Here is a 14,097-nt window from a genome sequence, read left to right as displayed (position 1 = left end):
TGAGGAGATGACCGATCATGTCCACCCCCGTTGAAAACAGCGTTGCCGCCCCGCCGGAATGGCTGCCCGAAATACTCCACGTCACGTGGGTTTTTCTGTCCGATTATCCCATTTTCCTCTCCCTGATCGTCGTTTTGACCGGCTTGCTGCTGGCCGCCGTCGTGCGCAAGTTCATTCTCTTCTGGGGATCCAAACTGACGGCCCGCACCACCACCGATCTGGATGAAAAACTGCTGCGCATCGTCGCCCGGGTGGCGGCCCTGGTGGTGGGCTACATCGCCCTGGTGGCCGCGCTGCAGGTGCTGGCATTGGGCGCAACCGCCGAAATGATCACCATCCGGCTGATGATGAGCATGTTGATCCTGCAACTGATCCGGGCCGCCATGCAGGCGAGCAATGTGGGGTTGGCCATTCTGGGCCGGGTGCGCCACCGTTTCGCCATCATCGAAGAGCGCACCATCCCTCTGTTCGACCTGATGCTGACCGTGATCATCGTGGCCATCGGCGCCTACGCCTTGCTGCAGGTCTGGAACATCGACCCCACCGCCTGGCTGGCCTCGGCCGGTGTGGTCGGCATCGCCGTGGGTTTTGCCGCCCGGGACACCCTGGCCAACCTCTTCGCCGGCTTCTTCATTATCGCCGATGCGCCCTACACCATTGGCGACTACATCATCCTGGGCAGCGGCGAACGGGGCTATGTGGTCAACGTGGGCATTCGCTCCACCCGGATCCGCACACGGGACGACGTGGAGATCATCGTGCCCAACTCCGAAATGGCCAACTCCAAGATCATCAACGAATCGGGCGGCATCCGCTACCGCTACCGCATCCGTGTGGAAGTGGGGGTGGCCTACGGCAGCGACCTGGATCAGGTGTGCACCCTGCTCATGCAGGTGGCCGCCGACCATCCCGAAGTGACCAAAAACCCGGCGCCCCGGGTGCGCAACCGCGGGTTCGGCGACTCCAGCATCGACTTCGAGCTGCTGGGCTGGATCCGCGACCCGGCCGACCGCGGCCGCATCAAGCACGATCTGTTCATGGCCATCGACAAGGCGTTCAATCGTGCCGGCGTGGCGATCCCGTTTCCGCAGCGGGACATCTGGGTGAAGGAGGTGCCGGCGGCGGGGGGCAAGCAGGTGGCGTGATTGCATCTGCTGAGACGATAGTATGGACATAATGGACAGGGTGGACGAAGTGGACAGGTCGGAGAAAAACCCTTTGTTGCCGAAGCACGGCGGCTACCGGAGATTGAAAAGCTTCCAGGTGGCGCAGCTGGTTTACGATGTCACGGTACGCTTCTGCCATCGCTATATCGAACGGCGCAGCCGAACCCACGACCAGATGGTGCAGGCGGCTCGCAGCGGCGTACAGAACATCGCCGAAGGCTCCCAGGCTTCGGCCACTTCCAAGAAGATGGAGCTCAAGCTCACCCAGGTGGCCCGCGCCAGCCTGGAAGAGTTGAAACTGGACTATGAAGATTTCCTGCGGCAGCGGGGTCTATCGGTGTGGCAAAGAGACAATCCCCTGCGCCGCAATTTGATCGATCAACGCTGCCAAACCGCCGATGACGTTGCGGCCTGGGTGATGCGCATCAGCAAACAAGGCGATTGTGCAGAACAACGGTCAAGCACCACACCTGCGCCCAAAGTGTCCACGATGTCCACTCCGTCCACAACGTCCACCCACGCTTCGTATCCCGAACTGTCCGCCAACGCCGCCCTGGTGCTTTTGGCCGTGGCATGCGCCCTGCTCGACCGCCAGGTGGCGCGACTGGCGGCCGATTTTCTACAAGAAGGCGGATTCACCGAGCGGCTCTACCGGGTGCGCAGCGCCCACCGGCGCAACAACCGCTCATCCCGCTATTGACGACCCCTCCGCTTGCGGCTACCATGTAAAAATCAGTGAAAAAAACCAAGGAGAACCGAATGGCGGGCACCTTCCGTTGCTTGACCGCCCTTTATCCACCTCGGGGCTACCCTGACGGCGCAACACGGAAAGGGCGCGCATGACGCATCGAGCCCCGCAGCGCCTGCTGTACCACCGTCATCTGTGGCTGCACTGGATGGCCGTCGTCGTCTTGTTTACCGTCGGGGGGTATTGGGCCTGCCAATGGCGCACCGCGGTAACCGATCAAGCGGTGCGCGCCCACTTGCAGCATCAAGCTTGGGCACTGGGAATGACCATCAACCCGGAACGCGTCCTGTCCTTCGATTTTGCCGCGGCAGATCTCGACAACCCCGCCTTTCAGCGCTTGCAGCAGCAACTGGCCGCCTACTGCGCCATTGCCGGCTGCCGCGGCATCTGGACCTCGGCCCGTCGGGGGGACCGGCTGCTGTTCGGTCCGGAATCCTATGCCCCCGGCGATCCCATGGCGTCGTTTCCCGGCGCACCTTACCAACAAGCGCCCCAGGCCGTCTTCGACATCTTCCGGCATGGCCGCAGTGTGGTGATCGGCCCCTACACCGACGAATTCGGCACATTTCTTTCAGCCGTCGCCCCCATTCGTCACCCGCGCAACAATGAGGTGTTGATGGTCGTCGGCATGGACATGGATGCCGCCGCATGGACGTCCAAACTTGCAAATACCCGCCGCCTGACGTTGCTTGCGACAGCCGGCTTGGGTATCCTGGCACTGGCGGCCATCGGCCTGCTGCACGGCCGCTCCCATTGGTCGCCGGTGTGGCGGGAACGGCTGCGACACACCGAAACCATGGCGGTCATTCTCTTCGGCGTGGCGGCCACCCTGCTGGCCGCCTGGCTGTTTCATGACAGCGAAAGCCGGCTGCGACAAAACGGTTTGCGCCAATTGGCGCAAACCCATTTCCATCTGGTGCAGGAGGCGGTGCACGACCTGCGCACCCACCATTTGGAAGCGGTGGCGCGACTGTATCAAAGTTCCCGGTTTGTGGACCGCGACGAATTCCGGGTTTTCACTGACCCCATGGTGCGCCGGGCTGACATCCACGCCATGGCTTGGCTGCTGACGGTTCCCGCCGACCAGGTGTCGGAGCTGGGCGACTACGCCCGGGGCAAGGAAGTCGATCCCTTTGCCATCTGGCAACTGGCTGACAACGGACGGCGCCAACTTGCCGCCGGCCGGCAGACCTACCATCCGGTTTGGTATGTGGAACCTTGGCGCGACAATCAAAAGGCGTTGGGCTTTGACTTCGGCAGTGAACCCTTGCGCCGCGCTGCTTTGGAAACCGCCGCCATCAGCGGCTTGCCCACCGCCACCGCGCCCATCAACCTGATTGCCTTTGACGAAAAAGAGGAGGGGATCGCCATTGTGCTGCCGGTGCGTGCCATGGCAACCGATCTTCCGGCGCCGCTGCACAACGGCTTCGTGCTTGCCGTGCTGCGGCCGCTCCCTTTTCTGGAAAACGTTCTGGCATTGAGCGCCTTTGACCGCAATCCCATCGCCCTCACCTTGTGTCACTACAGCCGTGACAATGGGTTCGCTCCCCTATCTACGGCAGGCGCCCCCCACAACAGCGATGCGGCACTGCCGGCACCGATGGATATCGGCGGCACCACACTGTCCTCCCTCTTCCCGCTTTTTGCTTTCGGCCGATCCTACGCCCTGGTGGTGAATCCGACCCCGGTGTTCCTGGAGGCCCATCCAGCCCGGGCAGCGCTGATCACTGTGTTGGCCGGGGGCCTATTGACCACCCTGACCACCTTGTTAACCCTTTTGCTGGTCCGCCGCCGCAGCGATCTGGAACGAGAGGTGCGAAACCGCACGGCCGAATTGCAGGCCGCCCGCGAAACCAGCGCCCGCAACGAGCGTTTTCTGGACAGCGTGCTGGAAAGTGTGCAAGACGGCATCAGCGTGCTGGACACGGAGTTGAACATCATCCACGCCAACAAGATGATGGCAAAGTGGTACCCCGTCGATGGCGCCCTGGTCGGCCAGAAGTGTCACCGCGTCTACCACAACAGCGACACCCCCTGCGCCGCGTGCCCCACCTTGCGCTGCATCCGCTCGGGCCGCATGGAGCGGGAGATCGTCCCCGGGCGGCCGGACACCCCGGTGGAGTGGATCGAGCTCTACAGCTATCCCATCAAGGCGCCCGACACCGGCGAGGTGACCGGAGTGGTGGAATTTGTGCGAGACATCACCGAGCAACGCCGATTGCAGGCGCAACTGTTTCAATCCCAGAAGATGGAGTCGGTGGGCCGGCTGGCCGGCGGCGTGGCCCATGATTTCAACAACATGTTGAGCGTGATCAGCGGTTACAGTGAATTGCTGCTGGACAAACTGGCACCCGACGATCCGTCCCGCCAGGATGTGGCGGAAATCGCCTCGGCGGCACAGCGCTCGGCCCTGCTTGTGCGCCATTTGCTGGCTTTCGCCCGCAAGCAGACCATCGCCCCTGTCAGCTTGGACCTGAACACCACCGTGGGCGGGATGATCAAAATGCTGGAGCGAATGATCGGCGAGCACATCGCCATCGAGTGGCGACCGGCCCCCGATCTATGGCGTATCCGGATGGACCCGGCCCAGTTGGACCAGGTGTTGACCAACCTGGCGGTCAATGCCCGGGATGCCATCGCCGGCACGGGCCGGGTGATCATCGAAACCGCCAATGCCACCTTCGACGAAGCCTACAGCCGTGAACATGCCGAATGCCTACCCGGCCAATATGTCATGCTGGCGGTCAGCGACAACGGTCAGGGGATGGAAAAGCAGGTGGTGGCGCAACTGTTCGAACCGTTTTTCACCACCAAACCCCAGGGGGAAGGCACGGGGCTCGGGTTGTCCACGGTATACGGCATTGTGACCCAGAATCGGGGTTTCGTGAACGTCTACAGCGAACCCGGAACCGGATCCACCTTCAGGATCTATCTACCGCGGGATACGGTCGTCGAGCAAGCCCCCGCACGGCCGACGGCCCCTGCGCCGGCGCCCAGCGGCACGGAGACCGTGTTGTTGGTGGAGGATGAACCCTCCCTGCTCGAATTGGCCACCTTGATGCTGCAGCGGTTGGGCTACACCGTGGTGGCGGCCCAATCGCCCGGCCGGGCGTTGGCGCTGGCGCGCGCGGCGGATCGGCACATCGACCTATTGATGACCGACGTGATCATGCCCGAAATGAGCGGGCGCGATCTGTGGCAAGCGATGCGCGCCCTGCGTCCCACCCTCAAGTGTCTGTTCATGTCCGGCTACACCGCCAATGTGATCGCCCACCACGGCGTGCTGGAAGAGAACGTCTATTTCCTGCAAAAACCCTTCAACACAGCCGCTTTGGCGGCCAAGCTGCGCGAAGTTTTGGCCGATGCCTGAAGTTCACTCCGCCAGGGGACAGGCGCGCATGGTTTCGGCGATGCTTTGGTAAACGTCGGAGAAGCGAATCAGTCCGACGATTTGCTTGCCCTCCTGCACGAACAAGGAGTCGTGGCGCCCCACCACGAAACGGTGGAAGGCCTTGTCCATCCGTTCCTCCGCCGCCACCATGTGATCCGGTGCAGGCAGCCGGACAAAGCTGTCAATTTTGACCCCGTAGGCTTTGCGGCAAAGCTCGGACAAGGGCTTTTCCCACAGGCGGTATTCGTCTTTCATGGTGTTCAACGTCTCGGCCGAGAAGCCGAAACGGGACATCTCTTTGAGATTGTCGATCTTACTGTAGTTGGGTTCCAACCCCTGCACCACATCCATGGGGGAGAGTTTGCCCACGATTTCGCCCTTTTCGTTCTCCACCAGCAAAATGCGCTGGGGGGCCTTGCCGGCCAAATAGTCCTGCTGCGATTTTTCCAGTGCCTCCACGGCCTCGATCAATGTCGCACCGCTGGACAGGCGCGCAAAGTCTTGCACCGGACGCATCAGATCCCGCACTTTCGTTTTCTCCATGGTTTCGCTCCTCTCTTGGGTACCGGTCCTGCCGGAAATGGCGCTATGGGTTATGGATAGCGGCGGCACAGCATGCCAACCGCTGCCGGGATCATACATGCATCCGGGCCGGCAGATCAATGGGCAGTTGACAGCCGGTGGAAAATTCAATATAGCCGCTTGCATAAAGCCGCTGTCGGCACCGGTCCGGCCGGCCCATCACCGGAGATCCCATGATCAACCGCATCGTCGCCATCCTTTTTCTTTGTTTCATCGGCATCAGCTCCGCTTTTTTTTTATCCTCGCGCTGCTGATTTGGCTGCTGACCATCCCCTTTGACCGTCGCCTGGTGTGGCTGCACATGTTCACATCCTTCTGGGCCTGTCTCTATTTGTGGACCATGCCGGCCTGGTCGGTGACCGCCGCAGGCCGTGAAAAAATTCGTAAAAAGGCCACCTACGTCGTCGTGTCCAACCATCAGTCCGGCCTGGACATCCTGGTGGCCTTCCGCCTCTTTTTTCCTTTTAAATGGGTCTCCAAGGTGGAGATGTTCCGGGTGCCTTTCATCGGCTGGAACATGACCCTCAACGGCTACATCCGACTCCAGCGCGGCCAAAAGGAGAGCATCGAAAAGATGATGACCGCCTGTGAGCGGACCTTGGCGCGGGGCAGTTCGGTCTTCTTTTTTCCCGAGGGCACCCGTTCGCGCACCGGCGAGCTGAAGCCCTTCAAGCCCGGCGCCTTCATTCTGGCCCATCGCATGCGGCTGCCCATCCTGCCCATCGCCATCAACGGTACCAAGGACGCCCTGCCCAAGGCCAGCCTCAACTTTCACGGCTTTCACCCTATTCACATCCAAGTGTTGGACGAAATCCCCTATGCGGCCTTCGCCCAACTGGACCCGGTGCAGACCGCCGAAATGGTGCGCCAACGCATCGCCGCCAATGTCCATACCCCCTGACGCAGCGCGTCGCTAAAAACTCAAAGTCGATTGCGGCGGGCCGCTGAAGCAGCCCGCCGCCTTTCTTGTGGTCGGTGAATGAATCAAAATGAAGCGACGAAACGCACGCCGCTGATCAGACCGCGCGGTTTGTTGCCGTCGTTGTCTTCATCTTCCTGATACTGAAAATTGAGACTCACGGCGCTGTATTCGTTGAAGACCCAGCGATAGTAAAGCTCGGCCACTTGGGATCGATCGATGTCATCGTTGCCGCCATCGAGCAAGGCGTATCCAAAGCCGATGTTGTCCTCGCCGCGCCCCCACAAACCGCCTTTGATATCGATGCCCGCCGCATACAGGTTGCGATGGGCGATCAGGGCATCGTTGTCCTGGTGCCCCAGCCGCAACCAAACACCGTAGGTGTCGCCCAATTCCTGGTCGAAGGAAAGCACGCCGCCGAGCAGGGCCTGATCGGCCTCGCTGTCCGGGCCGTCGAACTTTTTACCGGTGCCGGCAACGGCCAAGCGGTAATTGCCTTCTCCGAGCCCCAAATCCAGGCGGTAGCCGATCTGGGCGCCGTAAAAATGGTGTCCGGCATCCTCCTCGTCGCCGGCGACATCCATCACCACCGCCCGCGCGTGCCAATTACCCAGTTCATACTGAAGTGCGCCACCCAGATCGAAGGCCGGCAGAAAGACGGTGGGACTGTTGACCAAGGCTTCGTTCATGAACTGGCCGAACTCGTCATTGGCAAATGCGTTGTCGTCCAGATAATCGGCCGCATTGATCAGGCCTCCGACGACTTCCAGATCACCGAAGGCCCCCAGTGCCAGGCGGCGAGCGTACCAGGCGGTGAGCAGGTAGTCACGATCGCGCCCGCCGATGCCCTTAACATCCCCCTCCAGGTCGGCGGCCCACGGCACCAGGGCAAACGGGGAGTGACCGTCGTTGAGCGCGTTGCCCGCGGCAAAGCCGAAACCGGCTTGGATCACATCCTTTTCGGTCAGCTGCAAGCGCAGCGTCGGCTGAAATACCAACGCACCCCGCCCCTTGTTGTCATGGTCCGGTGCCCGGCTCAGGCTCTGATACTGGTAAGCGGCGGCCAGATCGCCTTCGATGGAGAGCATGTCGCCCAACTCGATGGCCGCCGCACCACCGGCAAACCCCAACACCGCAATGGTGGCGGCCACGACGACCAACCCGAAGAACCCGTGCTTCATAGTGCAATCCTCCTTTTAAAAACAATGATGAAAGGTGAGTAATGGGCGATCCGCACACCATCCCGGCCTGCGCCGATCGGTTGTGGTTTCCGATCACCCGGCCAAATTAGAAATTTGGTTCTTTATTTTAATTATCTAACTTAGACCTCCTAAAAAACCGCCTGCGGCAATGCGTGCCCGGCAGGCGGCCATCGACAAACGGTTGGACTATGGGTTTTTGGATCGCTTTCTGCCGGCCGGCGCACCACCTTTACCCGACACCTTGCGCTTGATGACCGGCTTGGGTTGCGCGACCCCTGAAGGGCGTTGCCCACCGATCTCTTCACAACTGAACTGCTCGGTACAACTGGCGCACGCTTGCGGCTTATTGCCGGATGTACGATAGGTGTCGAAGTGTTCCAACCAACTCTCACCGGCGCGGGGGCAATCCTGAATGAAGGCCATGAAGTCGGCCAGCCGCTCCAAGGTGGACAAGCTCAAAGCGTGCTCCATTTTGCACGCCTCTTCATCGGCGACCTGGTGATCGATTTTGAGAATATCGGTCAGGAATTTGAGCAGCAGCCGGTGGCGACGGTGCATTTCGTGACCCACGGCGCTGCCCTCCGTGGTCAATTCGACATATTCATACTTCTCGTAATGCACCATGCCCCGCTCGTTGAGGGTCTTGAGGGCGCTGGTCACCGTCGGCATCTTCACATCCAAGCGCTTGGCGATGTCCTTGACGCGCACCACTTTCTTATCCTGGTCCAGGTCGTAAATCGCCTCCAGGTAGTCCTCCATCGTCGCGGTCAACGGCTTGTCGGCAAGCTTTTTCTTCGGGGATGTTTTATCCTTCTTGGCGGCTTCCAAGGCGATCTCCTTGTTTTACTGCACAACTTTCAAATTATGTTTTATTTTTCTAATAATATTCCCGTGGCACTATGTCAATGGATTTGTTCAGAGCGATGCTCATCACCAAATTGACCGGATTGCCTTCCGCCCGTCGGCAGTCACCCGTCCGCACCCGGTGGCTCCACCCTCCATCAGCGCACATGCCGCAAAAGTGCAAACGGGGCTTGACAAACATGCCATATGGGGTTTAAAACGCCGTTTCAAACAGCGTTTAATCTCATGGGCGCGCCCTGCACACAAGGGCCCGGCCGCAAGGGTGGCAGCCATGGAAAGCCCCAAAGACACCAAAACCCGGCTCCTGGAAGCCGCGGAACAACTTTTCGCGCAGCAAGGGGCCGAAAAAACGACCCTGCGTCAAATCTGCGCTGTTGCCGATGCCAACCTGGCGGCCGTGAACTACCATTTCGGATCCAAGTCGGAACTGATCAGCGCCACCCTCTCGCGCATGATCAGCCTGGTGGTGGAAGCCCAAATGACACACCTGGATGCCCTGGAACAACGCGTCGGCGCAACGCTACCGGAGCTGGAGGATGTGCTCAGATGTTATCTGGCACCGATTTTCGACACTTCCCGAAATCACCCCAACCTGATCGTCTTGTTTGACAATCTGTCCAAGGCCTATGGGGATATCGACCGGTTTCACAGCCGGGTAATGGATTTGTTGGAAGTGGTCCATCGCCGTTATGTGGCGTTGTTGCACCGCGCCCTGCCCCACCTGGGCCGGGCGCAGCTTTTGTACCGCTACGCATTTTTTTGGGCCGGCGTTCATGATATCGTGGACCACTGGCTGCGCAAGGATTTGCAGTCCCTTTTCGCCGTCGAACTGGATCTCTCCGAAGCCATGCAGGAGGAGATGGTGCGGTTCATGGCGGCGGGTTTCAGGGGATAACCTAACAATGCGGTCTGCTTGTTCGGCCATCACCATAACCATGCAAGGCTATTTCAATCATCAGAGGTTTCCAATGAAACATGCGCTCCCCTTCACCGCCTTTATGCTGGCCCTTCTGGCCTTGTCCCCGGTCCCGAACGCTTTCGGTCAACCCCCGCAGGAGTCCCCTCCGGCCCTGGTGGTGCTGGACAAGGTGACAGAGGAGATGGTGGCGGAAAACACCCCGGTGGTGGGCACCCTTTATTTCGACCAGGCCAGTACCCTGGCGCCGGAGGTTGCCGGGATCGTGGCATCGGTGCGTGCACGGGCCGGTGACCGGGTCGAACGCGGCGACATCCTGCTGACCCTCAACACCGACTTCACCGATCAGGAGATTGCCCTGGCACGCAACCGCATCGCCCTGACCGAGATCCAGATGGAAAAGGCCGCCAAGGACCTTGGCCGTTTCGAGGTGCTGTTGCGGGAAGACGCCACCAGTGAAAAGGCTTATGAAGACATCCTCTATGCCCGACAGGAACTGGAAAAGCAGCACAACGCCTACACGCTGGACCTGGCCACGGCTCAACTGAAAAAGAACAAGAGCACGCTGCGCGCCCCCTATGACGGCATCGTCCTTGAAAAAATGGTGGATGTGGGCACCTATGCGGCCCCCGGCTCGCCCTGTTTCCGCATCGGCGCCGTGCAGGAACTTTACGTCAAAGTGCCGGTGGCCGAAGACCTGGTGCGCTATGCCCAGCGGGGCGAGGCAACGGATGTCACCATCAACGCCCTGAACCAGGAGCTGCCGGGCACCCTTGAGGGCTTTGTGCCCGTGGCGGACCGCATGACCCGCAACATTCTGCTCAAGGTCAAAATCCCGCCGCCCGACCAAGTGGTGGAAAACATGTCGGCAACGGTGCGGGTGGCGGTGGCGCCGCCGCGCATGCTCAAGCTGGTACCGCGGGACGCCTTGGTTCAACTGCAGGGACAGGATTTTGTCTACACGCTCAAAGAAGGCAAGGCAGCCCCCTTGCCGGTCAAGATCCTGGGTTATACGGGCACCAAGGCCGCCGTGGCCTCCGAACCACTACAGGCCGGCATGCAGGTGGTAGTGGACGGCGCCCAGCGGCTGCGTCCGGATCAGCCTGTGAAGGTCATCGATCGATAGTCTCCACCGCAAAACGCCAATCTTTCAGTCCAACGGAAAGAAAACCATGGATATTCTGAAATACGCCATTTCCAAACCCGTCACCGTGGCCGTGGCCGCCCTCCTGATTCTATTGTTCGGCATCATCGGCATCATCCGTCTGCCGGTTCAATTGGCCCCGGACACCGAGCTTCCCCGAATCGAGGTCTACACCATCTGGCCGGGCGCCACGCCCAGCGAAATCGAGAACGAGGTGGTGGAAAAGCAGGAGGACAAGCTGAAAAGCATCCAGGACCTGCAGAAGCTGGAAAGCACCTCCTATAACAACTTCTCCCAGATCACCTTGACCTTCGGCCTGGGCACCGACATCAACACCGCCGTGCAGCGGGTCTCCAACAAGCTGGACGAAGTGTGGGACTACCCCGACGATGTCAAAAAGCCCATCATCAACACCTCCGGCGCCAATGCCAGCCCGTCGGTCATTCTGACCCTCAAAATGCGCGAAGGAGATCCCCGGCAGGTCGCCCACTACCAAACCTTTTTCGAGAACGAGATCCAGCAGTACCTGGAACGGGTGGACGGCGTCTCCTCGGTGATGGCCTTCGGCGGCACCCCCGACCAGTTGGAGGTGGTGGTGGATCCCATCAAGATGGCCCGCCACGGGATCACCATCGGCCAGGTGATGGCCAAGGTGGCGGCGGCCAACAAGGACACGTCGGCGGGGGTGCTGAACATCGACCGCAAAAGCTACCGCATTCGCACCGCCGCCAAGTTCGAGGCGGTGAACGATCCGCTGAATGTGGTCATCCTGGAAGACGACAACCGGCGCGTCTTCCTGCGCGACATCGCCACCACCCGCATGGGCAATGAAACCCAGATGTTCGCCGTTTTCGACGGCGGCTCGGACAGCATCGTCGTCATGATCCGACGCCAGACCGGTGCCAACGTGCTGGACCTGGTGCGAAACATCCGTGACGTGGTGGACCACCTCAACGCCGAAGTGCTACCCGAGTACAATCTCTTCCTGAAATGGAACCACGACCAGGCCCCCTACATCCTCAAAGCCATCAGCATCGTGCAGAACAACGTCTTCATCGGCGGTATGCTGGCCATCGCGGTGTTGCTGCTGTTCCTTCGCAGTTTCCGCGCCACCCTCATCACCGCCCTCTCCATCCCTGTGGCCGCCGTGGGCACCTTCCTTTTCTTGTGGTTGCTGGATCGCAACATCAACGTGGTCAGCCTGGCCGGCATCTCCTTTGCCGTGGGCATGTTGGTGGACAACTCCATCGTCGTGCTGGAGAACATCGACCGCCACCGCCAGTTGGGCAAACGGATCGGCCGGGCGGCCTATGAAGGCACCAAGGAGGTCTACGGTGCGGTCATCGCCTCCACCCTCACCACCGTGGCGGTTTTTCTGCCGATCATTTTCATGCGCGAAGAGGCCGGACAGCTTTTCAAGGACATCGCCTTCGCCATTACGGCTGCCATCCTGTTGAGCCTGCTGGTTGCGGTCACCATGATTCCCACCGCCATGAACCGGGCCTACGGGCAGGAGGAACGCAAAAAGAAGCGGCTCGCCAGCGGAGCCATCGACCGTTGGGGGGGCAGGATCAGCAGTGTCATCACCGGCATATCCGCCTTCTGCCGCCGCAGCATTCCGTTGCGCCTGGCCAGCGTCTTCGGCTTTACATCCCTGGCCTTGTTGATCGCCTGGGCCTTGATGCCCAAGGCGGAATACCTGCCCCAGGGCAACCAGAACATCATCATGACCATCCTGGTGCCGCCGCCGGGTTACTCGGAGAGCAAACGGCGGGAAATCGGCGACCGGATCTTCGCGCAGATCAAACCCTACATGGAAGAGGACGGCCGCGATGGTATCCCGCAGATCCGCCACACGTTCTATGTGAATGCGGACATGTTCAGCCTTGTGGGCACCGTGCTCACCGAAGAGAACGAAACCCGCGCCCGGGAGCTGATCCCCTTGATGAACCGTATCGTCAACTCCCTGCCGGATCTGTTCGGCGTCAGCATTCAACCGGGCATCTTCCAAACCGATCTGGGCCAGGGGCGCACCGTGGATGTCAATGTCTCCGGAGAGGATTTAACCACCATCGTCCAATCGGCCGGGATGCTGTTCGGTGCCCTCTCCCAAGCCCTGCCCAACGCCCAGATCCGGCCGGTGCCCTCCCTGGAAATGACCTACCCGGAAGTCAACATCATCCCGGACAAGCGCAAACTGGCCGCTTCGGGCCTCACCGAAACCGAATTGGGAGACTACGTGGCCGTAATGGGGCACGGCAAGATCATCGGCGAATACCGCCCCACCGACGGCTACCAGGTCAACATGGTGGTGCGCGCCCCGGAAAACGACTTTCCGACCCCCGAAGCGATCCTCAACGCACTGATCGCCAACAACCGCGGCCAGTTGATCCGCATCGGCGATGTGGCCGACATCCAGTACGCCCAGGGCATGACCCAAATCGCCCGCCTGGAGAAGCGACGCAACGTCCGCCTGGAGGTGACGCCGCCCGAGGACCTGCCCCTGCAGGCGGCCCTGGAGCAGATCGACGGCCTGGTGGCCGATCTGCAACAACAGGGCATGCTGCAAGGGGTGTCGGTGGCCACCGGCGGCAATGCCGACAAGCTGACTGAAACCTTCGACGCCCTGAAATGGAATTTCGTGCTGGCCGTACTCATCATCTACCTGCTCATGTCGGCCCTTTTCGAAAACTTTTTCTACCCGCTGATCATTCTGTTCGCCGTGCCGCTGGCGGCCGCGGGCGGATTCGTGGGCCTGTGGCTGGTCAATGCCACCATCGCCCCGCAGCCCTTGGACGTGCTCACCATGCTCGGTTTCATCATCCTGGTGGGTTCGGTGGTCAACAATGCCATTCTCATTGTGCACCAATCGTTGAACAATGTGCGTTTCGAGGGCATGGCCGGACCGGAGGCCATCGACGAGGCAGTGCGCACCCGCATCCGCCCCATTTTCATGAGCGCCACCACCACCATTCTGGCCCTGTCGCCCATGGTGCTTTCCACCGGATCGGGCAGCGAAATGTACCGCGGCATCGGCTCGGTGCTGCTCGGCGGCCTGGCCATGTCCACCCTGTTCACTTTGGTGGTGATCCCGGCCTTGTTGGCTTTTTTCATCGGCTATGAAAAACCGCGAACGCAGAACGAAAATGGGATATAAGTTTTAAG

At 60.6% G+C, this 14,097-nt stretch carries 11 protein-coding genes; 7 read left to right on the top strand and 4 right to left on the bottom strand.

Annotated elements, in window-relative coordinates; genetic code table 11:
• Nucleotides 1-17: 17 nt before the first annotated feature.
• From MRX98_RS19840 to MRX98_RS19830, 3 genes are all read left to right on the top strand, one after another.
• On the top strand, nucleotides 18-1,145 hold the full coding sequence (locus MRX98_RS19840; protein ID WP_246914266.1) for a mechanosensitive ion channel family protein: 1,128 nt from the start codon (nucleotides 18-20) through the stop codon (nucleotides 1,143-1,145).
• Nucleotides 1,146-1,167: 22 nt separating this feature from the next.
• Entirely contained in the window at nucleotides 1,168-1,866 is a 699-nt protein-coding gene (locus MRX98_RS19835) for a four helix bundle suffix domain-containing protein (protein WP_246914257.1), read from the top strand.
• Nucleotides 1,867-2,005: 139 nt separating this feature from the next.
• Complete coding sequence (locus MRX98_RS19830; protein WP_246914255.1) at nucleotides 2,006-5,284, top strand: CHASE domain-containing protein; 3,279 nt, start codon at nucleotides 2,006-2,008, stop codon at nucleotides 5,282-5,284.
• Between the two features lie 3 nt (nucleotides 5,285-5,287).
• Here MRX98_RS19830 and MRX98_RS19825 read toward each other — a convergent pair whose 3' ends face one another.
• The gene (locus tag MRX98_RS19825; protein WP_246914253.1) at nucleotides 5,288-5,848 is read right to left on the bottom strand and encodes a CBS domain-containing protein; all 561 of its coding nucleotides are present in this window, start codon (nucleotides 5,846-5,848) and stop codon (nucleotides 5,288-5,290) included.
• Between the two features lie 91 nt (nucleotides 5,849-5,939).
• A complete protein-coding gene (locus tag MRX98_RS19820; protein WP_246914245.1) occupies nucleotides 5,940-6,188 on the bottom strand; it encodes a hypothetical protein in 249 nt (82 codons plus the stop codon).
• Between MRX98_RS19820 and MRX98_RS19815 the strand changes: the two genes are divergently transcribed.
• Entirely contained in the window at nucleotides 6,189-6,788 is a 600-nt protein-coding gene (locus MRX98_RS19815; RefSeq protein ID WP_246914244.1) for a lysophospholipid acyltransferase family protein, read from the top strand.
• A gap of 83 nt (nucleotides 6,789-6,871) precedes the next feature.
• Here MRX98_RS19815 and MRX98_RS19810 read toward each other — a convergent pair whose 3' ends face one another.
• Nucleotides 6,872-7,987, bottom strand: coding sequence for a carbohydrate porin (locus tag MRX98_RS19810; RefSeq protein WP_246914242.1), 1,116 nt, complete (start codon nucleotides 7,985-7,987; stop codon nucleotides 6,872-6,874).
• A gap of 207 nt (nucleotides 7,988-8,194) precedes the next feature.
• Complete coding sequence (locus MRX98_RS19805) at nucleotides 8,195-8,836, bottom strand: metal-dependent transcriptional regulator (RefSeq protein ID WP_246914240.1); 642 nt, start codon at nucleotides 8,834-8,836, stop codon at nucleotides 8,195-8,197.
• 307 nt (nucleotides 8,837-9,143) lie between these two features.
• Here MRX98_RS19805 and MRX98_RS19800 point away from each other — a divergent pair, with 307 nt between their 5' ends.
• The 3 genes from MRX98_RS19800 to MRX98_RS19790 all read left to right on the top strand — a co-directional run bounded on the left by MRX98_RS19800 (nucleotide 9,144) and on the right by MRX98_RS19790 (nucleotide 14,089).
• Nucleotides 9,144-9,767: a TetR/AcrR family transcriptional regulator gene (locus MRX98_RS19800; RefSeq protein ID WP_246914238.1), complete on the top strand. Its 624-nt coding sequence runs from the start codon at nucleotides 9,144-9,146 to the stop codon at nucleotides 9,765-9,767.
• Nucleotides 9,768-9,840: 73 nt separating this feature from the next.
• Complete coding sequence (locus MRX98_RS19795) at nucleotides 9,841-10,914, top strand: efflux RND transporter periplasmic adaptor subunit (protein WP_246914237.1); 1,074 nt, start codon at nucleotides 9,841-9,843, stop codon at nucleotides 10,912-10,914.
• A 46-nt stretch (nucleotides 10,915-10,960) separates the two neighbouring features.
• Nucleotides 10,961-14,089, top strand: coding sequence for an efflux RND transporter permease subunit (locus MRX98_RS19790; RefSeq protein WP_246914235.1), 3,129 nt, complete (start codon nucleotides 10,961-10,963; stop codon nucleotides 14,087-14,089).
• Nucleotides 14,090-14,097: the final 8 nt, after the last annotated feature.

Source organism: Desulfatitalea alkaliphila, from assembly GCF_022968795.1.
In the GTDB taxonomy this organism is placed as follows: Bacteria; Desulfobacterota; Desulfobacteria; order Desulfobacterales; family Desulfosarcinaceae; genus Desulfatitalea; species Desulfatitalea alkaliphila.
Note: the sequence above shows the minus strand (reverse complement) of the source record. Positions and strands in the feature narration are given on the sequence as shown.